24 protein-coding genes and 1 pseudogene are annotated in these 25285 nt (G+C 64.1%); 16 read left to right on the top strand and 9 right to left on the bottom strand.

The genetic code is table 11. From position 1 onward, the window contains the following. Positions 1-111 precede the first annotated feature (111 nt). From hflK to IB267_RS05260, 7 genes are all read left to right on the top strand, one after another. Complete coding sequence (gene hflK / locus IB267_RS05290; protein ID WP_034792611.1) at positions 112-1230, top strand: FtsH protease activity modulator HflK; 1119 nt, start codon at positions 112-114, stop codon at positions 1228-1230. Next, on the top strand, positions 1227-2147 hold the full coding sequence (gene hflC, locus IB267_RS05285; protein WP_060515963.1) for a protease modulator HflC: 921 nt from the start codon (positions 1227-1229) through the stop codon (positions 2145-2147). Before hflK ends, hflC begins: the two co-directional genes overlap by 4 nt. Before the next feature lie 7 nt (positions 2148-2154). Continuing rightward, a complete protein-coding gene (locus IB267_RS05280; RefSeq protein WP_034792618.1) occupies positions 2155-2340 on the top strand; it encodes a DUF2065 domain-containing protein in 186 nt (61 codons plus the stop codon). A 6-nt stretch (positions 2341-2346) separates the two neighbouring features. After that, on the top strand, positions 2347-2733 hold the full coding sequence (locus IB267_RS05275; RefSeq protein ID WP_034792627.1) for an ACT domain-containing protein: 387 nt from the start codon (positions 2347-2349) through the stop codon (positions 2731-2733). 271 nt (positions 2734-3004) lie between these two features. After that, positions 3005-4525, top strand: coding sequence for a DegQ family serine endoprotease (locus IB267_RS05270; RefSeq protein WP_246810549.1), 1521 nt, complete (start codon positions 3005-3007; stop codon positions 4523-4525). 510 nt (positions 4526-5035) lie between these two features. Then, positions 5036-5821 carry an RDD family protein gene (locus tag IB267_RS05265; protein ID WP_192446700.1) on the top strand — a complete coding sequence of 262 codons (786 nt, stop codon included), beginning with the start codon at positions 5036-5038 and terminating at the stop codon, positions 5819-5821. A 316-nt stretch (positions 5822-6137) separates the two neighbouring features. Then, positions 6138-7043 carry a LysR substrate-binding domain-containing protein gene (locus tag IB267_RS05260; RefSeq protein ID WP_192446699.1) on the top strand — a complete coding sequence of 302 codons (906 nt, stop codon included), beginning with the start codon at positions 6138-6140 and terminating at the stop codon, positions 7041-7043. A gap of 89 nt (positions 7044-7132) precedes the next feature. Here the strand turns inward: IB267_RS05260 and IB267_RS05255 are convergent, their stop codons facing one another. Both IB267_RS05255 and serB read right to left on the bottom strand, forming a co-directional pair. Further along, positions 7133-7708 carry a GNAT family N-acetyltransferase gene (locus IB267_RS05255; RefSeq protein ID WP_192446698.1) on the bottom strand — a complete coding sequence of 192 codons (576 nt, stop codon included), beginning with the start codon at positions 7706-7708 and terminating at the stop codon, positions 7133-7135. Further along, positions 7705-8592, bottom strand: coding sequence for a phosphoserine phosphatase SerB (gene serB / locus IB267_RS05250; protein ID WP_192446697.1), 888 nt, complete (start codon positions 8590-8592; stop codon positions 7705-7707). The genes IB267_RS05255 and serB overlap by 4 nt, the downstream gene beginning before the upstream one ends. On the opposite strand from serB, the gene miaA reads away from it, so the two are divergent. Next, a complete protein-coding gene (gene miaA, locus IB267_RS05245) occupies positions 8591-9502 on the top strand; it encodes a tRNA (adenosine(37)-N6)-dimethylallyltransferase MiaA (protein WP_192446696.1) in 912 nt (303 codons plus the stop codon). The two genes, serB and miaA, sit on opposite strands and share 2 nt — an antisense overlap. Positions 9503-9521: 19 nt before the next feature. Here the strand turns inward: miaA and IB267_RS05240 are convergent, their stop codons facing one another. The 4 genes and pseudogenes from IB267_RS05240 to IB267_RS05225 all read right to left on the bottom strand — a co-directional run bounded on the left by IB267_RS05240 (position 9522) and on the right by IB267_RS05225 (position 12901). Then, positions 9522-9923: a VOC family protein gene (locus IB267_RS05240; RefSeq protein ID WP_192446695.1), complete on the bottom strand. Its 402-nt coding sequence runs from the start codon at positions 9921-9923 to the stop codon at positions 9522-9524. A gap of 118 nt (positions 9924-10041) precedes the next feature. Next, positions 10042-10389: an MAPEG family protein gene (locus IB267_RS33695; RefSeq protein WP_256436931.1), complete on the bottom strand. Its 348-nt coding sequence runs from the start codon at positions 10387-10389 to the stop codon at positions 10042-10044. Between the two features lie 31 nt (positions 10390-10420). After that, a pseudogene (locus IB267_RS05230) lies at positions 10421-10756 on the bottom strand (class I SAM-dependent methyltransferase); the annotation flags it as partial. Positions 10757-10888: 132 nt separating this feature from the next. After that, entirely contained in the window at positions 10889-12901 is a 2013-nt protein-coding gene (locus IB267_RS05225; RefSeq protein WP_192446693.1) for an ATP-binding protein, read from the bottom strand. A 273-nt stretch (positions 12902-13174) separates the two neighbouring features. Here IB267_RS05225 and cax point away from each other — a divergent pair, with 273 nt between their 5' ends. The 3 genes from cax (at position 13175) to IB267_RS05210 (ending at position 15500) form a co-directional block, all read left to right on the top strand. After that, positions 13175-14275, top strand: coding sequence for a calcium/proton exchanger (cax, locus tag IB267_RS05220; protein WP_192446692.1), 1101 nt, complete (start codon positions 13175-13177; stop codon positions 14273-14275). Positions 14276-14355: 80 nt separating this feature from the next. Next, positions 14356-14742 carry a hypothetical protein gene (locus IB267_RS33690; protein WP_371742497.1) on the top strand — a complete coding sequence of 129 codons (387 nt, stop codon included), beginning with the start codon at positions 14356-14358 and terminating at the stop codon, positions 14740-14742. 389 nt (positions 14743-15131) lie between these two features. Beyond that, complete coding sequence (locus tag IB267_RS05210) at positions 15132-15500, top strand: hypothetical protein (protein ID WP_192446691.1); 369 nt, start codon at positions 15132-15134, stop codon at positions 15498-15500. Positions 15501-15546: 46 nt separating this feature from the next. Here the strand turns inward: IB267_RS05210 and IB267_RS05205 are convergent, their stop codons facing one another. After that, positions 15547-16920 carry an MATE family efflux transporter gene (locus IB267_RS05205; protein WP_192446690.1) on the bottom strand — a complete coding sequence of 458 codons (1374 nt, stop codon included), beginning with the start codon at positions 16918-16920 and terminating at the stop codon, positions 15547-15549. Positions 16921-17430: 510 nt separating this feature from the next. Between IB267_RS05205 and IB267_RS05200 the strand changes: the two genes are divergently transcribed. From IB267_RS05200 to IB267_RS05190, 3 genes are all read left to right on the top strand, one after another. After that, entirely contained in the window at positions 17431-19209 is a 1779-nt protein-coding gene (locus tag IB267_RS05200) for an acetolactate synthase 3 large subunit (protein WP_192446689.1), read from the top strand. A gap of 22 nt (positions 19210-19231) precedes the next feature. Beyond that, positions 19232-19804, top strand: a complete 573-nt coding sequence (gene ilvN, locus IB267_RS05195) for an acetolactate synthase small subunit (RefSeq protein WP_034792687.1) — start codon at positions 19232-19234, stop codon at positions 19802-19804. Positions 19805-20185: 381 nt separating this feature from the next. After that, on the top strand, positions 20186-21217 hold the full coding sequence (locus IB267_RS05190) for an NADP-dependent oxidoreductase (RefSeq protein WP_246810548.1): 1032 nt from the start codon (positions 20186-20188) through the stop codon (positions 21215-21217). Between the two features lie 164 nt (positions 21218-21381). On the opposite strand, the gene IB267_RS05185 is transcribed toward IB267_RS05190, so the two are convergent. Together IB267_RS05185 and IB267_RS05180 are read right to left on the bottom strand one after the other, a co-directional pair. After that, on the bottom strand, positions 21382-22227 hold the full coding sequence (locus tag IB267_RS05185; protein ID WP_192446688.1) for an aldo/keto reductase: 846 nt from the start codon (positions 22225-22227) through the stop codon (positions 21382-21384). Between the two features lie 161 nt (positions 22228-22388). Further along, the gene (locus IB267_RS05180) at positions 22389-23297 is read right to left on the bottom strand and encodes a LysR family transcriptional regulator (protein ID WP_192446687.1); all 909 of its coding nucleotides are present in this window, start codon (positions 23295-23297) and stop codon (positions 22389-22391) included. Between the two features lie 116 nt (positions 23298-23413). Here IB267_RS05180 and IB267_RS05175 point away from each other — a divergent pair, with 116 nt between their 5' ends. After that, positions 23414-24325 (top strand): MBL fold metallo-hydrolase, encoded by a 912-nt coding sequence (locus IB267_RS05175; RefSeq protein WP_210335744.1) that lies wholly within the window; start codon positions 23414-23416, stop codon positions 24323-24325. Positions 24326-24645: 320 nt separating this feature from the next. Continuing rightward, positions 24646-25239, top strand: a complete 594-nt coding sequence (locus tag IB267_RS05170) for a LysE family translocator (RefSeq protein ID WP_192446686.1) — start codon at positions 24646-24648, stop codon at positions 25237-25239. Positions 25240-25285: the final 46 nt, after the last annotated feature.

Raw genomic sequence — 25285 nt, 5'->3', positions numbered from 1 at the left:
GTCTATCGCGTTGAAAGCGGTGCGGGTGATACCTATAACGGTTTCACATCATGAACGACCGTGCGGTGGCGCGGCCGTTCATCGTGGGAAGTATTCAAAAGAGAGGTTTTGATGCCCTGGAGCAATCAGAATGGCGGCGGCGGTGGCCCATGGGGCGGCGGCGGCGGTGGCGGCAATCAGGGAGGTCCCTGGGGCCAGGGGCCAAACCGGCCGCGTGGCGGCAAGGGCGGCCCGCCGGATCTGGAAGAGATCATTCGCCGTGGCCAGGACCAGCTTAAGAACGTCGTTCCCGGCGGCTTCAATGGTGGCGTCTTTGCCATTATCGGCCTGCTGATCGTCGGTTTTGTCCTGATCAATTCGATCTACACGGTGCAGCCGGACGAGCGCGGCGTCGAGATGCGCTTCGGCAAGCCGAAGGACGAGATCTCGATGCCTGGCCTGCATTATCATTTCTGGCCATTCGAGACCGTCGAATTCGTCAAGATCACCGAGCAGCAGCAGAACATCGGCGGGCGCTCCAGCGGTCAGTCGAATTCCGGCCTGATGCTGACCGGCGACCAGAACATCGTCAACGTCCAGTTCTCGGTGCTTTATTCGGTCACCGATCCGAAGGCTTACCTCTTCAACGTCGAGAACCCGTCCGACACGCTGCAGCAGGTCGCCGAAAGCGCGATGCGCGAAGTCGTCGGCCGCCGTCCGGCGCAGGACATCTTCCGTGACAACCGTCAGGCGATCGCCGCGGACGTGAAGAGCACGATCCAGGCAACGATGGACACCTACGGTACCGGCGTTTCCGTCAACACGGTCGCGATCGAGGACGCCGCACCGCCGCGCGAAGTGGCCGATGCGTTCGACGAAGTGCAGCGCGCCGAGCAGGACGAAGACCGCTTCGTCGAAGAAGCCAACCAGTATGCCAACCAGGTGCTCGGCAAGGCACGCGGTCAGGGTGCGCAGATCCGCGAAGAAGCGGCCGCCTACAAGGACCGTGTCGTCAAGGAAGCACAGGGTGAGGCGCAGCGCTTCATCTCCGTCTACGACGAGTACTCCAAGGCGCCTGACGTAACCCGCAAGCGTCTCTATCTCGAAACCATGCAGGGCGTTCTCGGCAAGTCGAAGAAGGTCATCATCGACGAGAAGAACGGGCAGGGCGTTCTGCCATATCTGCCGCTGAATGAAATCGGTCGTCCGACGACGTCGGGTGCCGCAGCAGTTTCGGGAGCAGGCCAGTGATCAACAATCGTACCTCCGTTATCCTGATCCTGCTCGCCGTCGTCTTCGTCGGTATCTATTCCTCGGTCTTCGTCGTCAACGAGCGCCAGCAGGCGATCGTCGTGCGCTTCGGTCAGATCAAGGACGTCAAGAGCCAGCCGGGCCTCTACTTCAAGCTGCCCTTCGCCTTCATGGATGCCGACCGCGTCCAGTACGTCGAAGACCAGGCGCTGCGCTTCGACCTCGACAACATCCGTGTCCAGGTCTCGGGCGGCAAGTTCTATGAAGTCGATGCCTTCGTCGTCTACAAGATCTCCGATCCACGCCGCTTCCGCGAGACGGTCTCGGGCGATCGGGACTCGGCGGAATCGCGCCTGCGCACCCGTCTCGACGCATCGCTGCGTCGCGTCTACGGTCTGCGTGGCTTCGAGGCTGCCCTTTCGGACGAGCGTGCGTCGATGATGCGCGAAGTGCGCGCCGACCTCAAAACCGACGCCGAGTCGCTCGGCCTCAACATCGAGGACGTCCGTATCCGTCGTACCGACCTGACGCAGGAGGTCTCGCAACAGACCTACGACCGCATGAAGGCCGAGCGTCTGGCGGAAGCGGAACTGATCCGCGCCCGCGGTAACGAAGAAGGCCAGCGCCGCCGCGCGATTGCCGACCGTCAGGTCGTCGAAATCGTCGCCGAGGCCCAGCGTGATTCGGAAATCCTGCGCGGTGAAGGCGAAGCCGAACGCACAAGGACCTTTGCCGACGCCTTTGCGCGCGATCCGAAGTTCTTCGAGTTCTATCGCTCCATGACCGCTTACACGCAGTCGATCGGTAGCCCGGACACGACGCTGGTGCTTTCGCCGCATTCGGAATTCTTCCGTTACTTCAATAACTCGGAAGGCACCCCGCCGGCCGCGGCACCTCAAGCAGCGACCGGAAACTAGGCGGGCGATGTCAGACTTTCTGACAGGATTCGCTTTCTTCCTGATCATCGAGGGGCTGGTGTACGCACTGGCCCCTTTGGTTTTGGTGGAAATGGCGAAGCGTTTGCCGTATGTCCCCGAACATCAGCTTCGACTGGCGGGGCTCGTTTGCGTGGCTGCCGGGGTCGGACTTGTATGGTTGCTTCGAGGATAATGCGAAATGCCACATAAACTGCTGATCCGGCTGGTCGATGCCGAATACGCCATCACCCGCCTCAACATCGGCTCCAGCATGCCGGAATGGCTGCCGGGGCCGGGCTTCTGGACCGTGTCGAGCTCGCGCGAGGAGATGACGCTGGTCTGCCGGGCCGCCCGCGTGCCTTCCAGCGTCCAGAGTTCGCTCGGCTGGCGCTGCTTCCGCGTCGAGCAGCATTTTGCCTTTGACGTGCCCGGCGTGCTCGCCTCGGTGCTCCGGCCGCTTTCGGATGCCGGTGTCGGTGTCTTTGCCAATTCGACCTTCAGCACCGACTACATCTTCGTTGCCGGCTCCGATCTCGACAAGGCGGTGCAGGCGCTGAAAGACCACGGCCACGAGCTTACCACCTGATCAGCCACGCCCGGCCTCGACGTAACGGCTTGGCCGGGAACGCCCGTCCTTTCGCACCCTTCTGCGCAAGGATCAGGAAATCGTGTTTGGACCCTTCCGAATTCCGCCTTATCTTCAGAGGAAGGTCGGACGTCGCGGTCTTGCGGCTTGCGTTTGTCAAATCCGCCGCATAAGCCCGGCCGGCGGTTTCGGTCGAGGCGGAATTATGCGAAGAATCAAAGTGCTATGGTGTGCCGGTGTCGCCGCACACAGCCAGAGGAGCTGAAGCGAATTGTCCACGCGATCAAAATCCCGAGTACACTCGCTTGGCGCGTCCCTGGGCGTTCTGGCGCTCGCAGGCGCGCTCGCCTTTAGCAGCACCGCACTCGCCCAGAACGCGGCGATCCGTCCGCCGAGCAATGGCCCGGCCTCCGTTGCCGATCTCGCTGCCGGACTGCTGGATGCCGTCGTCAACATCGCGACTTCGCAGAAGGTCAAGAACGACGACGACGCACCGGCGCCGCAGGTGCCGGAGGGCTCGCCCTACCAGCGCTATTTCGACGAATTCTTTAAAGGTCAGGGCAATCAGAGCGGTAACCGCCAGCGCACGGTCGAATCGCTGGGCTCCGGCTTCGTCATCGATCCCTCCGGCTACATCGTCACCAACAACCACGTGATCGAGGGCGCCGACGACATCGAGATCAACTTCGCCAATGGCAGCAAGCTGAAGGCGAAGCTCGTCGGCAAGGACACCCAAACCGATCTCGCGCTGCTGAAGGTCGAGCCGAAGGCGCCGCTGAAGGCCGTGCCTTTCGGGGATTCGCGCAAGATGCGCATCGGCGACTGGGTGATGGCGATCGGCAACCCGTTCGGCCTTGGCGGTTCCGTTTCGGTCGGCATCATCTCGGCGCGCGGCCGCAACATCAACGCCGGTCCCTATGACAATTTCATCCAGACGGACGCAGCGATCAACCGCGGCAATTCCGGCGGACCGCTGTTCAACATGGCCGGCGAAGTGATCGGCATCAACACGGCGATCATCTCGCCGACGGGCGGTTCGATCGGCATCGGCTTCTCCGTGCCGACTGAACTTGCCGCCAATGTGGTGCTGCAGCTCAAGGACTTCGGCGAGACGCGGCGCGGCTGGCTCGGCGTGCGGGTCCAGCCGGTGAACGACGATATCGCCGAGAGCCTGAAGATGGACGCGCCGCGCGGCGCCCTCGTCTCCGGCATCATCGAAGGCGGGCCGATCACGCACGGCGAGATCAAGGCCGGCGACGTCATCGTCAAATTCGATGGCCATGAGGTCGGCGAGGTGCGCGACCTGAAGCGCGTGGTCGCCGAAAGCCCCGTCGGCAAGGCGGTCGATGTGGTGGTGATCCGCGACGGCAAGGAACAGACAGTCAAGGTGACGCTCGGACGCCTCGAAGATGGCGCGCTTGCAAGTGCTGACGCAGCAACCGGCGACGAGGGGGCTAAGCCCGACAAGCCGGAGGCTGCACCGCTTCCAGCGACCGATGTCGTGCTCGGCATGAAGCTTGCGACGCTCAACGAAGAAGCGCGCAAGAAATACGGCATTGCCGAAGACATCGACGGCGTCGTGATCACCGAGGTGACACCGAATTCGGTCGCGGCAGAGCGGCGCGTGGAGCCGGGCGACGTCATCGTCGAGGTCGGTCAGGAGGCCATGGAGACGCCCGCCGACGTGGTCGATCGGGTCGAGGAGCTGAAATCCAGCGGCCGTCGCCACGCGCAACTGTTGCTCTCCAACAAGACCGGCGAACTGCGCTTCGTCAGTGTCAGGGTGGAATAGGGCGCGTGCCGCGGCATCCCAAGGGTGCCGTGGCTTGACGTCGCTTAACCAGTCTTTTCAAGCGGATCGCCTGATGGGCTGAAAGATTGAGTCCGCTTCTTCAGATTTTGATTCTGGGGCGGCCCGCGCCGGCGCATAGGCCGTTCATGCGTGCGGCGAGGCGCCCCCCATTCGCCGTCCGGGATCGTTCGTTGGCAGGCGCGGTCGGGACGTTGGCTGAGCCGCCGGCATTCCTCGCACCTTCGCATGGAGTCGTGGTCGTTCCCGCGGACGCGAAGTCTTAAACGCATCGCGCCGTCGCTTGAGCTCGGCTTTTCATCTTGAAGGCAAGGCGCGACGGTTTTTTGCCGCCGCAGGTCGAGTAGCCATTGAATTCCCCGCAGGGTTGTTTTAACAATTGCTAAATATGCAGCGATTCAGCGATTTGCCGCGACCTTTGTGCGTCCGGCAAGGCGCACGGCGCTGCAGCGACCTGGGGTCTCATCGACCCCTGTCCTGCGGGGGAGTTGAGTGGCGGACAACAGTGCGGTTGAGAGTATCCTCTCGCGGGCAGGCTTCTGGCGTCGCGCAGTAGCGTTCTTCGTCGATGCCCTGGTTGTCGCCCTGCCGATGCAGGTTCTGGTGATTGCGCTGTTTGCGATGACTGACGGGAACGTGCAGTCGCGCTTCGGCATCTACGGCACGGCATGTACCGCACTGCCCGCGCTTCCGATCGTGCCGACGCCGCCGCCGCCTGCCGATTACAATAGCATCGTCGAATGCAGGTTTACGCTGGCTGGCTTCGACATGGCGAGAACCTTGACTGTGAGCAAGGTTACGCTGGATGGCGGGTTCACGACGAGTATTTCGCATTCTTACTATTTGGGGGCCGACGGCAAGCAGCGCGACGCCTGGTCGATCGATCTGTTCGTCTTCATCTTGTTTTTCGCGTACCTGGTCATGCTGGAAAGCCGCAACGGCGCGACGCTCGGCAAGCTGCTGCTTTCCATCCGCACGACGAACACTGAAGACACCCTGGCCGTCGGCATGCCCATGCGCACGGCGTTGCGACGCTACAGTGTGATGTTCGCGGCGCTCGTTCCCGGCATTCTGGTGACGCTCGGATATGACCTTGCGGTCACGTACGGTGGGTGGAACCCTTATGCGCTGCTCATCCACCCAGTTTTCATTGGCGGCAATATTGTCGCGGGCCTCGTTGCCGTCGTCTGGTTTGCGTGGATCGTCGTGACGATCGTTCGAAAGCGCGACCCTGTCTACGATCGCGCAGCCGGAACGTCGGTCTGGAGACGGGCCTAGGGTTGGCAGCCCATAGCGCCTCGCGTCCTGTCAGACGTGTAAAGGTCGCTGTAGATCCTTGAATTTCTGCATGTTCCTGTCGGTTGTCCGGTTGCGGTCAAGGGAAACGTGCCGTCGCGGTCGTCGCACTCGGCAAAGTGCTGGGGCGTGCGGGTACCTCTGCGTCCCGTCTGAAAGGTCGCCAGTCTCAGGGCCTCGAACAGGATTTCGATGATGGCAAACATGGCTGCACCGCCTTTCCTGCAAGCATTTCACTCCACTTGCCGGCATCCCTCAAACGAGTTTACAGTCGTCTTCAGATAACTTGAGGTTATGCATGAAGCGTGGACGACTGCCCCTGACGGCGTTGCGGAGCTTCGAGGCGGCCGGGCGGCTGGAGAGTTTCACGCTGGCTGCCGCCGAGCTCTTCGTTTCGCAGGCGGCGATCAGCCGCCAAGTGCGGGAACTCGAGGAACTGGTTGGCCGGCCGCTGTTTGAGCGGCACCACCGCAGTGTACGCCTGACGGCCGACGGCCGCACGCTGCTTGCCACGCTGACGTCGGCCTTTGACATGGTCAGCGAAGGCCTTGACGCGCTTTCCGGACGAGGGCTGTCGCAGACGCTGAGGGTCAGCGCCGAGCCGTCCTTTGCCGGCTGCTGGCTCGTGCCGCATCTCCAGGAGTTCCAGCGGCAGCACCCGGACATCGATCTGGTGATCGATGCCGATCCGCGACTTGCCGAGTTTCGCAGCGGCGAGGCCGACATCGCCATCCGCCACAGCCTGGCCTCGGAACGCTGGCCGCGGGTCGAGGCGCGACCGCTCGCGCGCGTGCAGATGATCCCGGTGATCGCGCCGGCACTTGCCACGGCCGGCCGGCCGCTCGACCGTCCCGAGGACCTCTTGCAACATGCGCTTCTGCACGAGGACAACCGTGCGCTCTGGGAGCAATGGTTCGCAGCCGCGGGCGTGGCTCCGGTCAAGCTGGAGCGTGGCGCCATCTTTGCCGATGGCGCGATGGTGCTGCAGGCGACCGTCAGGGGCTGCGGCGTCGGCCTGATCGACCGTGACCACGCGCTCGATGATCTCGCGGCCGGAAGGCTGATTCAGCCGTTCAACGTCACCGTGCCCTATGGCGCATTCTTTCTGGTGACGCGACGCTTCGAGGCGTTGTCGCAGGCGGCGCGGGCTTTTGTCGACTGGGTCGAGCGAAGCTATCCGGGGGCGGGGCGGCAGCCACGGTAAGCGCCGGCGTCTGCCACTGGCGTCTCTCCCTCGGCTTGCGGGGAGACATGGCCGGCAGGGCAGTGAGGGGCACGCTCGAAAGCGGCGGCTTACGTCCCAGCCCTTGAACGGTGCGCGCGCCAACCCTCGGCGCTGATGGCGTAAAGCACATGCCGGACCAGCGCCGGCTGGTCGGTTGGAACGCGGGGGTGATCGAAGTCGCGGCTTGGGTCGCGGTGCATGCCGATCCGTTGCATCACGGCGGTCGAGCGGGTGTTGGCGGGAACCGCGAAGGAGACGACCTCGCTCAAGCCCCTGTCCTCGAAGCCATAGCGCAGCAGGGCGCTGGCCGCTTCGGTGACATAGCCCTTGCCCCAAAAGGGCGTTGCCAGGCGCCAGCCGATCTCGACCGTTCCCTTGGGCAGGTGCGGCTCCAGATCGGTGAGCGCGAGGCCGCAGAAGCCGATCGGTCGGTCGTCGGCCTTGAGCGCCACGGCGAAGAAACCGAAGCCGGTTTCGGCGATACCGCGGCCGACGCGCGCAAAGAGCGCATCTGCCTCTTCGCGGCTGCGGCGGAAGGGAAAGAACTCCATCACCTTGGGATCGCTGTTGATCGTGAAGAAGAGAGCGCGGTCGCTCTCCTTCCACGTGCGAATGCGAAGCCGCTCGGTCTCGGAAATGATCATCCGGCGAAATCCGTCTTGCGATAGCCCTGCAGGTAGAGAAGGGCGGTCAGGTCGCCGTGGTCGATGCGTACCTTCGCCTGCTCGGCGACCACGGGCTTGGCGTGCAGCGCCACGCCGGTGCCGGCAAGCTGGATCATGCCGAGATCGTTGGCGCCGTCGCCGACGGCAAGCGCATCGTCGGTGGAGATGCCGAGGCGGTCTGCGATCTCGACCAGCGAGTCGACCTTGGCCTGCTTGCCGAGGATGGGATCGGCGACTTCGCCGGTGAGGATCCCGTCTTCGGCGATCAGCGTATTGGCGCGGTTCTCGTCAAAGCCGAGCATCTCGGCGATCGGGCCGGTGAAAACGGTGAAGCCGCCGGAAACGAGCGCTGTGTAATGGCCCTTGCTCTTCATCGTCGCGATCAGTTGTTTTCCGCCCGGGGTCAGCGTGATGCGCTTGGCGATGACCTCGTCGACGACGCCGAGCGGCAGGCCCTTCAGCAGTGCGACGCGTTCGATCAGCGCCGGCTCGAAGGCGATCTCGCCGTTCATGGCGCGGGCGGTGATCGCTGCCACCTTGTCTTTCAGGCCGACTTCTGCGGCGAGTTCGTCGATGCATTCCTGGCCGATCATGGTCGAATCCATGTCGGCGATGAGCAGCTTCTTGCGGCGGCTCTCGGCCTCCTGCACGGCGACATCGACCGGCGCATCGCCGATCACGGCGCGCAGCAGGGCTTCGGCCGCATCCGGATCGGTGCCGTCGGTCAGCGCGATATCACAGGCGATGCCATCGGCGAGCCAATAGAGGCCGGATGCCTTGACGGCGTCAGCGGCGGCTTCCGCCAGTGCTGGCGTCAGAACAGGATTTGACGGATTGGCGATAAGCGTGGCAACGAGAGCCATGGACAACAACCTTGATACCGAGAGCGACGCGATCCTGATAACCGGGCCGACCGCCAGCGGCAAGTCTGCGCTTGCCGTCGAACTGGCGCGCCGGCACGGCGGTGTGGTCGTCAATGCCGACAGCATGCAGGTCTATGACACGCTGCGGCTTTTGACGGCGCGGCCGGACGAGGCCGACATGGGTGGCATCGAGCACTGTCTTTACGGCCATGTGCCGGCGGCGTCGGCCTATTCCACCGGCGCCTGGGCGCGCGAGGCGCAGGCTCTGGTCGCGCGGCTGAAGGGCGAGGGGCGCTTGCCGGTCTTCGTTGGCGGCACGGGGCTTTATTTCAAGGCGCTGACCGGCGGGCTCTCGGATATGCCGGAAATCCCGGCAGCAATCCGGGAAAGGCTCCGCGAGCGGCTGAAGGCGGAAGGGCCGGAGGCGCTTTATCGCGACCTCGAAGCCAGGGATCCGGAAACGGCGGCGACGCTGAAGCCCGGCGACGGCCAGCGGATCGTGCGGGCGCTCGAAGTGGTGGAGGCGACCGGCAAGCCGATCCGTTTCTTCCAGCAGCAGACCGGGCCTGTCATCGTCGATCCGGACCGGGCCAAGAAATATGTGGTGCTGCCGGAGCGAAAGCTCCTGCACGATCGCATCAACCGGCGCTTTCAGTTGATGCTTGCCGGCGGCGCAATCGACGAGGTCAAGGCCCTGCTTTCCCTCCAGCTGCCGCCGGAAATGCCTGTTATGAAGGCGATCGGCGTCAGCCAGATCGCAGCCCTTCTGAAGGGCGAACTCGACGAGGCCGAGGTGATCGAGATGGGCGCTGCGGCCACGCGGCAATATGCCAAGCGGCAGATGACCTGGTTCCGCAACCAGCTCGACGACAGCTGGCAGCGGATCGCCAGCGCCGACGAGGTGCTTTGACGAGTGCTGCTGGTGCGGATCAGTCGGCGAGGTTCAGCTGCCAGGACACGCCGAAGCGGTCATTGACCCAGCTGAAACGCTGGCTGAAGCCGTAATTGCCGAGCGGCATCAACACCGCTCCGCCTTCGGCGAGGATGCCTGAAAGCGTGATGATCTCGTCCTCGCTCTGGCATTCGACGAAGAAGGAAAAGGACGGGGTGAAATCGAAGGCGTGCCTGACCGGGCTGTCGATGCATTTGACCCGCTGCGCGCCGAGCCGGAAGAGCGCCGCCTTGACGCTGCCTTCGGGACCTTGCTCGTCTGGGCCATAGCGCTCGACTTCCAGCACCTCGGCATTCGGAAACAGCGAGACGTAGAAGGCCATGGCGGCGTCGGCGACGCCACCCTGGAACATCAGGAAAGGGGTGATGCTTGTGACCATGGCGCGCTCCCGTTATCGTCGGCCGCTCGACAGCCTCTTGAGCGATACTACCCCAAGGTGTCGCCACGACAACGGGTGGCTTGCCCGATTGTTCCCACGTTGCTCCTGACCGTCGTCGTCACGCCAAGAGCGGCCACAGCACCAGTCCGATCGCGATGATGCTGGTCGCAAACAGGGCCGAGCGCAGCACGGGGATGCCGATCGCATAGGCGAGCCGAGCCGAAAGCCAGACGATCGCACCGAGTTCCGTCGTCGCGTCGTTTGCGCCGGTGATTTCGACCGCCAGCAGCGCGGACGCCGCGAAGGGAAAAGTCTCGAGAAAATTTGCCTGCGCGCGTTTCAGCCGGCCGACCAGGGGCGTTGGTGGCGGCACGGCCGCTTCCCGTGAGGAGAGCGACCAGGCGAGCCCATGCTGGCGGGTCTGGAGTTGCGCCGCGAGAAAACCTGGACGATGCCGAAGACGCAGCCGAGCGCCAGAACGGTCATCTCCGTGCTTGCATGACGAGCGATGCCACGACGAGATCGAAGTCGCCGTCGCCGAACGGCAGGGGTTCGCTCAGATCGGCCAGCAGCAATCGCGCATGGCCTTCGAGGCGACGCCGGGCGATTTCCAGCAGTCCGGCGCTGCGGTCGATGCCCGTCACCGTGGCGCCGCGCGCGATGAGCGCTGCCGCATGCGCCCCGCCGCCGCAGCCGGCGTCGAGCACCCGAAGGCGGGCAACGTCGCCGGCGAGAGACAGGGTCGCCGGCCGCTCGTAATAGGCGTTCCAGTCATTGTTTTCATTGTCGGCATCATAGTCTGCCGCAAAGGCGTCGTCGTCGTTCTCAGACAAGATTGTTCCTCTGCGGCCCGCCGGAAGGCGCCATTCGGCTGTCGAAGCGATTGAAATAACTATCCTATCGGCCGGTGCCGCGATCGGGCAAGGCCAAATGTGCCGCGCTGCCTGGTCGGCCGGTGCCGTGAACTATGGCTTGCGGATGATGCTGCCGAGCGGGCGCTTCAACAGGCTTTCGCGAAGCGAGCCTTGGCGCGGGCGCTCGCCGGACGTCGGGTCCGGGCGGCGTTGGTCGGTCGCGGGCGGCTCGTTCAGGAGCTGCTGGCGGATCTGGTTGAAGCGCTCCAGTTCCGGGTTGATGGGGGCAGGCGCGCGCGGAAGCATGTCCGGACGATAGGGCTCGATTTCGACCTGTGGATCGCTGAGCCCCTGTTGCGGCTTGGTTTCTGCCGTGGCGCCGAGTTCCGCTTCCCAGCGCTGCTCTTCGCTGGCGGTCTGTGCAGCGATGTAGCTCTGCTGGAAGTTCGAAATATCCGGCCCGTTGATGGCGCGCATCCGGCTGACGATTGCGCGCAGGTCGACGGTCGGCGGATGGTCCTCGTCGATGCGGTCGATGATCCCGTGGGCGCGCGGCAGGCGCTCCTCGGCAATGCGGGAGAACCGCATGCGCATCGGCACGGCGACAGCCTCACCGAACGCGATCGCCTCGCCGTTGCCGATCGAGGAAATGAAGCTGGTGGTTGAGGTCGACGAGTTCGGAATTGCCGAGCGGATGATGTCCTGGTCGCGGTCGTTGGCAAGCCGCATGGCAAAGACCGTCGAGCACTGCGACAGGATCGTCGGATCGAGTTCGCCGGGGCGCTGGGTGATGATGCCGAGCGACACGCCGTATTTGCGGCCCTCCTTGGCGATGCGGGCGATCGCCTGGCGGGTCGGCAGAAAGCCGAGCGATGGATCGGCCGGCACATAGCGGTGCGCCTCTTCGCAGACGACGAGCATATGGATGCCGCCATTGCTCCAGAGGCCGATTTCAAACGCCATGCGGCAAAGCACTGAGGCAACGGAGTTGACGACTTCCGAGGGGATGCCGGCCAGCTGGAAGGTGGCGATCGGCCGGCCGTCGCCGGGAATGCGGAACACCCGGGCGATCGTGTCCTGGATCGTGTCGGTGATCGTGTTCGAGGAGAACATGAAATGATAGCGCGGATCGTTGATCGCCGAGACGATCTTGACCTTGAGCGAGCGCAGATGCGGCTTGTCGTTGCGCCCTTCGAGCCGGCCGATGCGCTCGTCGATCAGCGCGAGCAGGTCGGCGATGCGGTAGGGCACCGGCGTGTCGGCGGTGATCGAGCTCTTTTCGGTCTGTCGGCGCACGATGCCGTCACCGCCACCGCCACGGAAGGCCTTCTTCGCCTCGGGGATGATGTCGCGCAGCATGTCGAGTTCGTCCGGCGGCGCCGGGCGGCCGCGGAAGATCACCTCGGCGAACTCCTCAAGTCGGAAGAACCAGAAGGGCAGGTCGAGCGTATCGGTGTCGATGACGACGGCAAGGTCGGGGAAGGCGGCGGCGAATTCGTTGTGCGGGTCGAGGATCAGCACGCGCAGCTTCGGATCGGCAATGATCGCCTTGTTGAGCAGCAGCGTGACGGCGGTCGACTTGCCGACGCCGGTCGTGCCGACGATGGCGAAATGCTTGGCGAGCATCGAGGGCACGTGGATCGTGGCGTCGAGGCTCTCGTCCTGGGTCAGCTTGCCGATGATGCAGCTGTCGTTGCGGCCGGAATCGTAGATGCGCGCAAGGTCGGCAGCGCGGATGCGGTGGGCGATGGCGCCGAGATAGGGGTATTGGCTGATGCCGGCGGAAAACTCTTCGCGACCGTCGGGCCCCCTGTGGACCTCGCCCATCAGCTCGACCTCGATGCGGAAGGTGTTGTTGGCCTCTTCGCCCCACTCGCTGGAGGCTGTCTGCATCGAATAGACCAGCGCCACCACGCGGTTCCTGCCGACGGAAATGGAGATCAGCCGGCCGACGGACCAGAGCTCGGTGAGTGACGTCTCGCCGCTTTCAGCAATGGCGGCGATCGTGGCGCGCGCGCCGTTGCAGGCAACCACCCGTCCGAGGAAACGGTTGCCAGGCTTCAGGCCGTCACGGCGATCCTGCTCTCCGGCACGGATCGAGGAATGAAGTTCATTGTTCAGCAACGCGAGAAACCCCGGCAATACGGCGCTTCATGTTAGCCAAGGGGATTTAATAAGTGGTTTCGCTGGGTTTGCCCTGTGAAAGGGCGCTCACTGCGCTGGAGCGGATCTGAGCGATCCGGCCCGTACTTTCAACGCGCGGCTGCAGGACTTGACGAAAGTCAATGCGGGCTCATGCCGAACGCGGGATAATCACAGTGCGTTCGAGCGGCTCGTCTCGCGGACCGGGAGGGCGCTTGGGACTGCGGATGCTCAAGGGGCTAGGGGAAAACGGCCATGAGCGGTGCACTGGATCATTTTCGTCGTACACCCATTCTCTGGCTGATCGTCTTCGTGCCCGTCGCCATCGCCGGCGAGCACATCTGGCCGGAAGCGCACACCTTGCTCTTCCTCCTGTCGGTGGCGGCGATCGTGCCGCTGGCCGCACTGTTGAGCCAGGCGACGGAGGCGGTCGCGTCCCGCACCGGCGACACGGTGGGCGCACTGCTCAATGCGACGCTCGGCAACCTGACGGAGCTTGTCATTGCGCTGATGGCGCTCGCCGCCGGCCAGTATCTGCTGGTCAAGGCCTCGATCGCCGGTGCGATCGTCACCAACACGCTGTTCATGCTCGGCGGTTCGTTTCTGCTCGGTGGGCTCAAGTTTCACCTGCAGGAGTTCAACCGGGTCAATGCGCGGTTTCTGTCGAGCCTCCTGTTCATGGCGACGATCGCCGTTCTCGTCCCGTCGTTGATCGGGGCTGCCGACGGCCAGCCGCAGGCAGCCTTCACCCAGCAACTGAGCGCCGGTCTCTCCGTCGTACTCATCATCGCCTATGGACTCTGGATGCTGTTTTCGCTGAAGACCCACAGCGAGCTTTTCGCCTCGGCTGCATCCGAGCATGGCGGCGATGAACCGCATTGGCCGCTTTCGGTGGGCATCGTCGTCCTGCTGGTGGTGACGGTTCTTGTGGCGCTCGTCAGCGAAGTCTTCGTCAGCTCGGTGCAGGTGGCGGCCGAAGAACTGGGCATGACACCGGCCTTTGTCGGCTTCGTCGTCGTCGCGCTGGTGGGTGCCGCCGCCGAGATGGCGACGGCTTTCTCCGCGGCGCGCAAGGACCGGCTCGACCTCAGCGTCGGCATTGCGCTCGGCAGCGCCGTGCAGATTGCGCTCTTCGTGGCGCCGCTGCTGGTGCTCCTGAGTTATGTGCTCGGGCCGCAACCGATGGACCTGCAGTTCTGGCCGGGTGCGATCGTGATGATGCTGGTCGCGACCATGGCCGCGACGCTGCTTTCCAATGGCGGCCGCTCTGCCTGGTACATGGGCGTGCTGGCGCTCACCGTTTACGTGATCTTTGGCATGACGCTGTTCCTGCTGCCGCCGCAGGTCCAGCCCTGAGGCAGTCTGAAATCAGCGCCCGCCGGCCGCAATCAGGCTGCGGGCGCAGTCGAGGATGGTGGCGCTCACCGGCCGCGGTAGTGCTTTCGACCGCCAACAGGCGGCCGATCATCGCGACGCCAGAGACGCTTTCAGCACCGGATCGGGCGGTGCGCATCAGCAAGGCGCCGCTCAAGAAGACGGAACCGGAGGCGACCGCGCTCGACGGCTTCTTGATCATGCTGCGTTCGATCTCCAACCAGCGGGCGGTGGAGATCGCGCGTGCGGTGGTGGAAAGCCATCACCAGAAGAACGTGACCGAAGCCCTTTCAGGCCCTGACGCGGCCGAGCGTGCGGCGCTGTTGATGTCGCTCGTCGCCGGCGTCCAGATCATGCGCCAGGTGGTGGGGCTCGACGCGCTGAGCAAGGACCGCGACGCCGCACTCGAGCGTGTGCTTGGCGATCTGGTCGCGCGACTTGTCGAATAGGGGTCGCCTCCGCGCTCCCTAGGGGATCGCAGGCGTGCGCGGAGGCAGCCTTTGGGCGGACTATTTCGGGGCGTTCATATCGAACACGACCCAGCGAAAGAACAGGTAGATCGCGCCGAAACTGAGGAGGAGGGGAGTGAGAAAGGAAAGGTCAAGCATCTCATTGCCTTTGTTTTCAAGCTGCATCATGCAGCCAAGCTAATTTGCCACGGCAAGTGTTAATGCCGGGTGCATGCGCACGCGGCCGACCTCTAATATTGCTCTGGTATTCGGCGCTTGACCTCAACCATGCTTGAGCTCCTACAGACCTCTCCGTCGGCGTTCACCTGAACGCCGTCCCCGGCTTGAATCCGGCCCGGGGAGCCAACGATGCGCGACAGGGAGGACGCATGACCGAGCAACTGCTTTTCCGAAACCTGATGAGGATTACGCCCGGCCATCTCGAACCGTTTTGCGAGGCTGTGCGCAACGCGATCGCCTTCGTCGAAGCGCATGCGCCGCAGCTGATGGTACAGACCTTCATCGACGAGAAAGGGATGCAGGCGGTGAGCATCCAGCTCTACCGGAATTCCGAGGACGTGCTCGGGCACTGGCAGATGTCGGATGCGCACATCAACGACGTCTCCGCCCACTGCACGGTGGAGCGGCTCGAGGTCTATGGCAATCCGAGCGAAGAGGTGGCCGCGGGGCTGGCGCCGTTCATCAGCGATGGCCGCGGCTCCATCATGCCGCCGCTTGTCGGGTTTTCGCGGTTCTAGCGACAAGGGCTACGACGCGCCGGAGAGCCGGCGCGTCGTACGCAGATCAGCCTGACGGCGCCGTTGCGGTTTGCTGCCGCGAGGCCCGCCACAGAACCAGTAGCGCGACCGCAAGCAGCAACGCCTCTGCGGTCGGCGTCGCGAACCAGATGCCGGGTTCGCCGAAGCTCGACGCGTAGATGGCGACCAGCGGCATGGTGAAGAGATAGGGCTTGGCAAGCCCCAGGATCGCCGCCCGGCCGGCATCGCCGATTGCCTGGAAATAGCTGCCAAGCATGATCAGCGGCCCGGAGAAGACATACATCGCGACCATCACCGGCATGATCCGCGCGACGTCGGCGATGACAGCATCGTTGTCGACGAAGGCCGCGCCGATCGGCCGGGCAAAGCCGACGAGCAGCACTTCTATGGCGAGGCAGTAGGCCAGCGCCACAAGCATGCCAATCCGCAGCATCCTTTCTGCTCGGCCCGCAAGGCCCGCGCCGACATTGTTGCCGACGATCGCCTGCATCGCCTGGCTCAAACCGAGCAACGGCAACAGGGCGAAGGTCATGGTGCGGGTGACGATACCGTAGGCGGCGACCGTGGTGTCGTAGTTATCGGCCGCCGTCTTCTGCAACGCCGCCATGATCGTCACCGACACCAGCGCCATGCCGATGAAGCCGAGGCTCTGGGGGCTGCCCAGCGCAATCATCCGGCTCCATCCCGTCAGCGGATTATGCCGGAGGAGGGCGGAGAGCCGCAGCTCCGTGCGTCCGGACAGCCGGAAGAGGGCAATCAGCACAAGCGCCAGGACCTGCGCCAGTACCGTGGCGGTGGCGGAGCCTGTTACGCCCATGTGCATGAGCGCGATCAGCACATAGTTGAGGATGAGGTTCGCGATCGAGACCAGCAGGCTGAGGCCGGCCATCAGCCCGGCACGCCCCTCGCAGCGAAGCGCATCCGATTGCACCGCCAGCAGGAACTGCACGGGCGCGCAGAAGATGATGATCGCGATATAGCGCTCGGCCATGCCGGCGAGCGGTCCCGGGCCATTGGCAAGCGTCAGCACCAGGCGGTCGCCAAAGGCGATGAACAGCAGGATCAATGCTGCGGCGATCGTCAGCGCCAGCATATGGGCGCCGGCGAAGATGCCGCGGGCCTCTGTAAAGCGGCCGGCGCCGAGGTGGCGGGCAAGCAGGCTCGCCATGCCGCTGACGACGAGGGTGGCCAGCGCCACCGTGAGAATGAAGATCGGAAACACCGTGGTTACGGCGCCGACGGCTTCGGCGCCGACATAGATACCGAGCATGACGGCATCGACCACCGTCAGCAGCCCGTTCATGCTCATGACGAAGATGATCGGCAGCGCCGTCTTCAGGAAGATCGCACCGAGGGGTGCTGTCAGAAAGGCATTCGGTTTGGAGGTGTCCTTGGACATCCCGCGCTCCTGTTCTCGCATTTCGATTGGGAAGAGGAGGGGCTCGCATTGCCTGCCACACGAAATGCGTTCGGGGCGAGAGGATATCGTCAGAAGTCAGATTTCACCGAGACCGGAAGCCTGCGAGCGGCGGGGATCTGAAGCCCGGAAAGGGAGGTAGCGCCAAGCCGCACCGCCGTCAAGTCGGCGCCTGATGGTCTTCGTCCGTCCGCAGACGCGCCGCTTTCTCGGGCCGGCCACGCGGTCACGCGCGTCGGTGCGCGCAACATTGTTCCGCGGCAAAGCCCGATCGCGTAACTAAAAGCCGTTGACGCCTTGGGCATTTGTGGTTATCAACTCGGCCCATGAAAAATTTTGCGGTTATTCTTGTGGTGGGACGGCGCATGGGCAGGATGGTGTAACCATCCGGCGGTAGCCACCCATGCGCTGAACGAGGCTCCTGACGGGGCCTTTTTTTATGCCTTCAAACAAGCTAAGCACCCAACTGGGAAAAGGGACGGAAGCAAGTCAATGAGCGGTACAGAAAACCAGATGACAGGCGCGGAGATCGTTCTCCAGGCACTGAAGGACAATGGCGTCGAGCATATCTTCGGCTATCCCGGTGGTGCCGTGCTTCCGATCTACGACGAAATCCACCAGCAGGACGATATCCAGCACATCCTCGTTCGCCACGAGCAGGGCGCCGGCCACATGGCCGAAGGCTATGCCCGCTCCACGGGCAAGGTCGGCGTCATGCTGGTAACCTCCGGTCCCGGCGCCACCAATGCGGTGACGCCGCTGCAGGACGCGCTGATGGATTCGATCCCGCTCGTCTGCATCTCCGGCCAGGTTCCGACGTCGCTGATCGGCTCCGACGCCTTCCAGGAATGCGACACGATCGGCATCACCCGCCCATGCACCAAGCACAACTGGCTGGTTCGCGACGTCAACGATCTCGCCCGCATCATCCATGAGGCCTTCCGCGTCGCCCAGTCCGGCCGCCCGGGCCCCGTCGTCGTCGATATCCCGAAGGACGTCCAGTTTGCGACCGGCACCTACACGCCGCCATCTGCCGTTCCGACGCAGAAGAGCTACCAGCCGAAGAAGCAGGGCGATCTGAAGAAGATCGAGGAAGCGGTCGAACTGATGCGCAATGCGCGCCAGCCGATCATCTATTCCGGCGGCGGCGTCATCAATTCCGGACCGGAAGCCTCGCACCTCCTGCGCGAACTCGTCGAACTGACGGGTTTTCCGATCACCTCGACGCTGATGGGTCTCGGCGCCTATCCGGCCTCCGGCAAGGCCTGGCTCGGCATGCTCGGCATGCACGGCACCTACGAGGCCAACATGGCGATGCATGACTGCGACGTCATGATCTGCATCGGCGCGCGCTTCGACGACCGCATCACCGGCCGCCTCAACGCCTTCTCGCCGAACTCCAAGAAGATCCACATCGACATCGACCCGTCGTCGATCAACAAGAACGTCCGCGTCGACGTGCCGATCCTCGGCGATGTCGGCACGGTTCTGGAAGACATGGTTCGCCTGTGGCGGGCCGCTTCCAAGTCGACCGACAAGGCACGTCTCTCGGACTGGTGGGAGATGATCACCAAGTGGCGCGCCCGCAACTCGCTCGCCTATGCGCCGAACGACGACGTCATCATGCCGCAATATGCGATCCAGGGGCTCTATGAGCTGAGCAAGGACCGCGACACCTACATCACCACCGAAGTCGGCCAGCACCAGATGTGGGCGGCCCAGTTCTTCGGCTTCGAACAGCCGAACCGCTGGATGACCTCGGGCGGCCTCGGCACCATGGGCTACGGCTTCCCGGCGGCGATCGGCGTGCAGGTCGCGCATCCGAACAGCCTCGTCGTCGACATCGCCGGCGACGCCTCGATCCAGATGTGCATCCAGGAAATGTCCTGCGCGGTGCAGTACGGCCTGCCGGTCAAGATCTTCATCCTCAACAACCAGTACATGGGCATGGTGCGCCAGTGGCAGCAGCTGCTGCACGGCAACCGCCTGTCGCATTCCTACACCGAAGCGATGCCTGACTTCGTCAAGCTGGCGGAAGCCTATGGCGGCGTCGGCATCCGTTGCGACAAGCCGAGCGAGCTCGACGCAGCGATCCGCAAGATGATCGACACGCCGGCGCCGGTCATCTTCGATTGCCGCGTCGCCAACCTCGCCAACTGCTTCCCGATGATCCCCTCGGGCAAGGCCCACAACGAGATGCTGTTGCCCGACGAAGCCACGGACGAAGCGGTCGCGAACGCGATCGACGCCAAGGGCCGTCAGCTGGTCTGAGATAGGTAGAGGAACCACGCACATGAACGCACATCTTCAACCGACCGGCTCCGCCTACTTCATCGCCAAGGAGACCGAAGTCGCCGAAACCCACACGCTTTCGGTTCTCGTCGACAACGAACCGGGCGTCCTTGCCCGCGTCATCGGCCTGTTCTCCGGCCGCGGCTACAACATCGAGAGCCTCACGGTTTCGGAAACGGAACACGAGGCGCACCTGTCGCGCATCACCATCGTCACCCGCGGCACGCCGCACGTGCTCGACCAGATCAAGAACCAGCTGGAACGGCTGGTTCCGGTCCACCGCGTCGTCGACCTGACCGTGCGCGCCGCCAGCCTGGGCCACGACCGGCCGATCGAGCGCGAACTGGCGCTCGTCAAGGTACACGGCTCGGGCGATCATCGGGTCGAGGCGCTTCGTCTCGCTGACGCCTTCCGCGCCTCGGTCATCGACGCCAACATCGATCACTTCGTGTTCGAGATCACCGGCAAGCCGTCGAAGATCGAACAGTTCATCGCCATCATGAAGCCGCTCGGCCTCATCGAAGTCTGCCGCACCGGCATCGCAGCGATGAACCGCGGCCCGCAGGGCATGTGATCTTGATTTCGTGAAGGGGCCGACAAGGCCTCGCCCTCGCTTCAAATTGGGCAGCCCACGCTTCGCGCTGGGCTGCCCTTTTCGTTTTGAGTGGTTCACTTCGATTGAAACCCACTGCGCGGTCAGGGTTCCGTGCTCTGTCGAAGACGTCCCCGCATCCCCGGGGCCAGGCGCTCGCCACGGGGCCCCTTTTCCCCGTGTGCAGGGAGAAGGTGGCCGGCAGGCCGGATGAGGGCAGTCGCAGCCGAAACCTCGGCAGGCCGCCTCATTGGTGCACGCCGTCGCGACCGAAACCGCCAAACGCCAAGCCCATGGTTGACTTCGCCCGGTATTTCTCGCGGAGTAGCCCCGAAGAAGATCTCTCACGATCGCAGGTGACCGATGAATTCCACGAAGATGAAGGCTTTGGTCCTTACGAGATATCGTCGTTCCGATGCCGCGCAACTGCGCGACGTGCGGCGCCCACGCGCAGCGCGCGGCGAGGTGCTTGTGCGGGTGCATGCCGCCGGCCTCAATCCCGTCGATTACAAGACACGGGACGGGATGCTGAAGGTCGTCCAGCGCTACTCCTTGCCTGTCGTCATGGGCAACGAGCTTGCGGGTGTCGTCGAGGAACTGGGAGAGGGCGTCACGTCGTTTGCGCCTGGCGACCGGGTGTTTGCGCGCATGCCAAAGGACACCATGGGGGGGCTCGCCGAATATGCCGTCGTACCCGAGCGGTTCCTGGCGAGGATGCCCGCATCGATCGATTTCAACACCGCGGCCGGCGTGCCCCTTGCCGGCCTCACGGCCCTGCAGGCGCTGCGCGACGAGCTTCACGTGGGGCGGGGCAGCCGGATCTTCATCTCTAGTGGCGCCGGCGGCGTCGGCACCTTCGCCATTCAGCTGGCGAAATGGCTGGGCGCGGAGGTCACGACCACCGCATCGCCGCGCGGCCGTGCGCTGGTCGAAGCGCTCGGCGCCGACGTGGTGATCGACTACACGAAGGAACGTTTCGAAGAGCGCCTGCGCGACATGGACGGCGCCTTCGACCTGCTCGGCGGCGAGACGCTTCTAAAATCCTTCGGCGTCGTCAAGCGCGGCGGCAAGGTGGTGTCCATCGCCGGCATGCCCGAGCCGGAAACCGCACGAAAGGATCTCGGCCGCGGCCTGCTCCTGAGGGCGCTGTTCTGGCTGGCATCCTACAAGATCCGCGCCGTCGCCCGAAAGCACGGCGTCTCTTACCGCTACCTCTTCATGCATCCGAGCGGACCCGAGCTGACCGAACTCGCCGGCCTCATCGACGCCGGGACGGTCAGGCCGGTGATCGACCGCGTTTTTGCACTGAACGATGTCGCCTTAGCCTTCGCCTATCTGGAATCCGGCCGCGCCAAGGGCAAGGTGGTGGTGGAGATTGTGGGCCGTACCGGCTGATTGAGCTTGGTTGCCTCTGAGATGCGCCAGCCGTCGAGGCATGGGACGACCGGCAACAGTATTCGATGGAACGTGCGAGTGCAGCGAATCTCCTTCTCCCCGCCGGCCGGCAGGCCGGAAGGGGCTTCCTCATCGGCGGGCGGCCTCGTCCGCGAGCAAAGCCCTCAGATCATCTCCAATGACCGTTTGCGCTTCGGTGGCGGGAAGGCGTTGTCGAGAGTCGCGAGGTCTTCGGCGGTCAGGTGGATGTCCATCGCGTCGCGGTTTTCGCGGACGCGGTCGGCCGAGCCGGTCTTGGGGATCGAGATCACGCCGGGGCGGGTTTTGAGGAAGGCAAGGGCGATCTGTGACGGGGTCGCCTGGTGCGCCTTGGCGATGTGGATGAGATCGGGGTTGCGCAGCAGCCGGCCTTCGTCGAGCGGCGAATAGGCCATGATGGCGATGCCTTGGCTCTGGCACCAGGGCAAAAGGTCGAACTCGATGCCGCGGCGCGAGAGGTTGTAGAGCACCTGGTTGACGGCAACGTTCTTTCCATCCGGTACGCTAAGCAGTTCCTCCATGTCGTCGACGTCGAAGTTCGAGACGCCCCAGGCGCCGATTTTGCCTGACTTCTTCAGCGCCTCGAAGGCGGCGACGGTTTCCGTCAGCGGATAGCCGCCGCGCCAGTGCAGCAGGTAGAGATCGATGTGGTCGACACCGAGATGTTTCAGGCTGCGTTCGCAGGCGGCCTCGGTGCCGAGGCGGCTGGCATTGGACGGCAGCACCTTGCTGACGATGAAGGCCTCGTCGCGGCGACCGCGCACCGCTTCGCCGACCACGCGCTCGGACGCACCGTTGCCGTACATTTCCGCCGTGTCGATCAGCGTCAGGCCCAGATCGAGGCCGAGTTGCAGGCTCTTCACCTCGTCGGCCTTGCGCGCTGCGCTGTCGCCCATGCGCCAGGTGCCCTGGCCGAGAACCGGGATCGCGCGGCCATCGGGAAGTGTCGTCGTCGGGATCGGATCGTGCATGCTGTTCTCCTCGCGGCCGAATTTGCCCGCACCCTTCACGATGCGCCAAGGTCATGTAGCACTTTGACGTGCACCAAGTTTCTATCCCTAAAAACGGAAACGCTTTCAGGAAACAGGCGGGTAGCGGGCAATCTAGCGCATCCCGCCGGTCTTTCGAGCCTTCATCCGGAAAGCCGCCCGCGCTCCTTCTCCATGCGTTGCAGGATCTCGACGAAGGTACGCACGCGCGCCGGGCGGAAATGGGAGGGCGGATAGACGACATGGATGCCGCCCGAGGGCAGCGACCAGTCGGCGAGCAGGCGCACCAGCCGGCCCTCGGCGATGTCGGTTCGCACCTGATAGTCCGGGAGCACGGCAAGGCCGATGCCGGCGACAGCGCAACAATGGGCGGAATCGGTACTGTCGGCGGTGACAAGCGCTTTGCCTATGATAACCGTCGCGGCGCCCGCTGCATCCGTGAAGGTCCATTCGAGCGGTGCCTTCAACGCGCCATTGGCGATCCAGGCTGTCTCCATCAATTGATCGGGATGCGTGACGGCGCCGAGCTTGGCGGCATAGGCGGGTGCCGCGACGAGGTGCTGTTGAAAGGTGCCGATGCGTTTTGCCCGCTCGCTGGAATCGACCAGCCAGCCAGCGCGGATGGCGAGGTCGAGGCGCTTCTCGATCATGTCGAGAACGGTGTCGCCGAAGCTTAGCTCCACCCGCATGTCGGGATAGGCCGCGAGATAGGCGGCGACGGCGTTGGTCACGACCTTGGCGCCATAGTCGAGCGGCGCCGTCAGCGTCAGCGTGCCGCTCGGGATTTCAGTTTCGGCCGAGACCGCGCCGACGGCCTCGTCCGCATCGCGCAGGATCAGCGCACAGCGCTCGTAGAAGCGCTGGCCGGTGGCGGTCGGGCTCAGCCGCCGGGTGGTGCGCACGAGCAGGGTGGTGCCGAGCTCCTTTTCGAGCTGGGCGACCTGATGGCTGACGGCGGCCTTGGCAAGCCCGAGCCGTTCGGCGGCGGCCGTAAACGAGCCGCACTCGACTACGGCAACGAAATGCGAGAATCGATTTAAGTTTACAGTCATTCGAAATTCTTTGTGATTGTCTGAGGTTCTCAGACAGTCTGTTCGGACGGTCGGGCTTTTTCAAGAGCGCCCATGCCGTCATCTTGCCGGGCACGACAAAAGCCCAAGGAGACCCCATGCAGATCCAGTTGACCCGGCGGACCGCACTCAGGACGATGGCGGCGGCCGGCGCCGCCATCCTCATTCAGCCCATTGGCAGCAGCCTTGCCAGGGCTGCCTCGAAGCTCGGATGGCGTTATTTCCAGGCGGACGATGCCGGCTTCAACCGCACGCCGGTGCTCCTGACCGGCAAGAGCGACGCGATCCTGATCGATGGCGGCTTTACGTTTTCCGATGGCCGGGCGGTGGCCGAGGCGATCAAGGCAACGGCTAAGCGGCTGACGACGATCTATGTCAGCTGCAACGATCCGGATTTCTATTTCAGCCTCAAGCCGATCGTCGAAGCCTTTCCGGATGCGAAGGTGATCGCCGCTTCGGCGACCGTCGCGGCGATCAAGGCCAATGTTCAGGGCAAGCTCGAGACCTGGGGACCGCAGTTGAAGGACAATGGTCCGCAGACGCTCGCCGATGTGGTGATGCCGACGGCCGACGATCGCACCGCGCTGACGCTCGAAGGCAGCACGATCGAGATCGTCACGATCGAAGGGATGAAGGACCGGCGCTACCTCTTCGTGCCGGAGCTGAACGCCATCTTCGGCGGCGTGCTCGTCTATTCCGGTTCGCATGTCTGGGTGGCCGACGAGGCAACGGTTGAAGGGCGGCAGAAATGGATCGAAGCGCTCGATGCCATGGCAGCGCGCAAGCCCGCGGTCGCCGTGCCGGCGCACAAGAGCGCGGGCGGGCCGGAGGGCGTCGAGGCCATTCGCTTCACCCGTGATTATCTCGCAGCCTTTAACGAGGCGGCCGCTGCCGCCAAGGACAGCGGCGAACTGATCGCGGCGATGACCAAGCGCTATCCGGATCTGCCCGGCGTCTCCACGCTCGAACTCGGCGCCAAGGTCGCCAAGGGCGAGATGAAGTGGGGCTGAGCCGGGTGCTCGGCCGGGCGGGGCAGGCTGGCTTTGCCGCCTGCTGCAGCAATGTCCCTTGAGTAAAGCCGCTCATATCCGCGTCCGTCTGACGCGGATATGAGCGGCGGTCGTTGGAGCTGAGGGGCCTGGGCCAATTGGGGGCGCAACCGGATGATCGGCGATATCCGGCGGTCGCGCGGCGCGCCGAACAGGCGAGCCGCAACAACAGCCGTCGCCCGATGCGCCGGGCCACCACCAGCAATTGTCACCATGACAAGTTCGCGGCTGGTGCCGGTTATTAGGACAGCTATGCTGACCCAATTGACCGGGAGGAAACCATGCAGGCCGATACGCTGCTGGCGCTGTTTTTGTTCGCATTCACCACCTCGATCACGCCGGGGCCGAACAACATGATGCTGTTCGCGTCGGGCGTGAACTTCGGTTTCGTGCGCACCATTCCGCACATGCTGGGCATCGGCGCCGGCTTCTTCCTACTGCTCATCGCCGTCGGTTTCGGCCTCGGCGCGCTGCTCCATTCCGTGCCAGTCGTCTATACCGCGCTGAAATTTGCCGGCGGCGCCTATCTCATCTGGATCGCCTGGAAGATCGGCACCTCACGTTCGCTGTCCGAAGGCAAGGCCAGCGCACAGCCGATGACCTTCATCGGGGCCGCTGCCTTCCAATGGGTCAACCCCAAGGCCTGGGTCATGGCGGTGTCGGCGATGGCCACCTATACCAGCAGCGACAGCTACCTCTTCAGCGTGCTCGTCGTCGGCCTCGTCTTCGCGTTGGTCAACGTGCCGAGCGTTTCCACCTGGGCAGGCTTCGGCTCGGCGCTGCGCCAATGGCTGTCGGAACCGTCGCGGCTGAAGTGGTTCAACATCACCATGGCGGTGCTGCTCGTCATCAGCCTCTGGCCGATGTTGAAGTGAGAGCGCTTATCGCCTTGCCCTGCAATCCAGTTTCGGCTGATGCGAT

The sequence above is a fragment of the Ensifer sp. ENS09 genome, assembly GCF_014852425.1.
Taxonomy (GTDB): Bacteria; Pseudomonadota; Alphaproteobacteria; order Rhizobiales; family Rhizobiaceae; genus Ensifer.
The sequence above is the reverse complement of the archived record's forward strand: the minus strand, read 5'-3'. Positions and strand labels throughout refer to the sequence as shown.

Excerpts from the sequence above, each read along its gene's own strand:
- hflK (WP_034792611.1), top strand. The coding sequence starts at position 112 with ATGCCCTGGAGCAATCAGAATGGCGGCGGCGGTGGCCCATGGGGCGGC.
- IB267_RS05280 (WP_034792618.1), top strand. The coding sequence starts at position 2,155 with ATGTCAGACTTTCTGACAGGATTCGCTTTCTTCCTGATCATCGAGGGG.
- IB267_RS05275 (WP_034792627.1), top strand. The coding sequence starts at position 2,347 with ATGCCACATAAACTGCTGATCCGGCTGGTCGATGCCGAATACGCCATC.
- IB267_RS05260 (WP_192446699.1), top strand. The coding sequence starts at position 6,138 with ATGAAGCGTGGACGACTGCCCCTGACGGCGTTGCGGAGCTTCGAGGCG.
- IB267_RS05255 (WP_192446698.1), bottom strand. The coding sequence starts at position 7,708 with ATGATCATTTCCGAGACCGAGCGGCTTCGCATTCGCACGTGGAAGGAG.
- miaA (WP_192446696.1), top strand. The coding sequence starts at position 8,591 with ATGGACAACAACCTTGATACCGAGAGCGACGCGATCCTGATAACCGGG.
- serB (WP_192446697.1), bottom strand. The coding sequence starts at position 8,592 with ATGGCTCTCGTTGCCACGCTTATCGCCAATCCGTCAAATCCTGTTCTG.
- IB267_RS05240 (WP_192446695.1), bottom strand. The coding sequence starts at position 9,923 with ATGGTCACAAGCATCACCCCTTTCCTGATGTTCCAGGGTGGCGTCGCC.
- cax (WP_192446692.1), top strand. The coding sequence starts at position 13,175 with ATGAGCGGTGCACTGGATCATTTTCGTCGTACACCCATTCTCTGGCTG.
- IB267_RS05210 (WP_192446691.1), top strand. The coding sequence starts at position 15,132 with ATGACCGAGCAACTGCTTTTCCGAAACCTGATGAGGATTACGCCCGGC.
- IB267_RS05205 (WP_192446690.1), bottom strand. The coding sequence starts at position 16,920 with ATGTCCAAGGACACCTCCAAACCGAATGCCTTTCTGACAGCACCCCTC.
- IB267_RS05200 (WP_192446689.1), top strand. The coding sequence starts at position 17,431 with ATGAGCGGTACAGAAAACCAGATGACAGGCGCGGAGATCGTTCTCCAG.
- ilvN (WP_034792687.1), top strand. The coding sequence starts at position 19,232 with ATGAACGCACATCTTCAACCGACCGGCTCCGCCTACTTCATCGCCAAG.
- IB267_RS05190 (WP_246810548.1), top strand. The coding sequence starts at position 20,186 with ATGAATTCCACGAAGATGAAGGCTTTGGTCCTTACGAGATATCGTCGT.
- IB267_RS05185 (WP_192446688.1), bottom strand. The coding sequence starts at position 22,227 with ATGCACGATCCGATCCCGACGACGACACTTCCCGATGGCCGCGCGATC.
- IB267_RS05180 (WP_192446687.1), bottom strand. The coding sequence starts at position 23,297 with ATGACTGTAAACTTAAATCGATTCTCGCATTTCGTTGCCGTAGTCGAG.
- IB267_RS05175 (WP_210335744.1), top strand. The coding sequence starts at position 23,414 with ATGCAGATCCAGTTGACCCGGCGGACCGCACTCAGGACGATGGCGGCG.
- IB267_RS05170 (WP_192446686.1), top strand. The coding sequence starts at position 24,646 with ATGCAGGCCGATACGCTGCTGGCGCTGTTTTTGTTCGCATTCACCACC.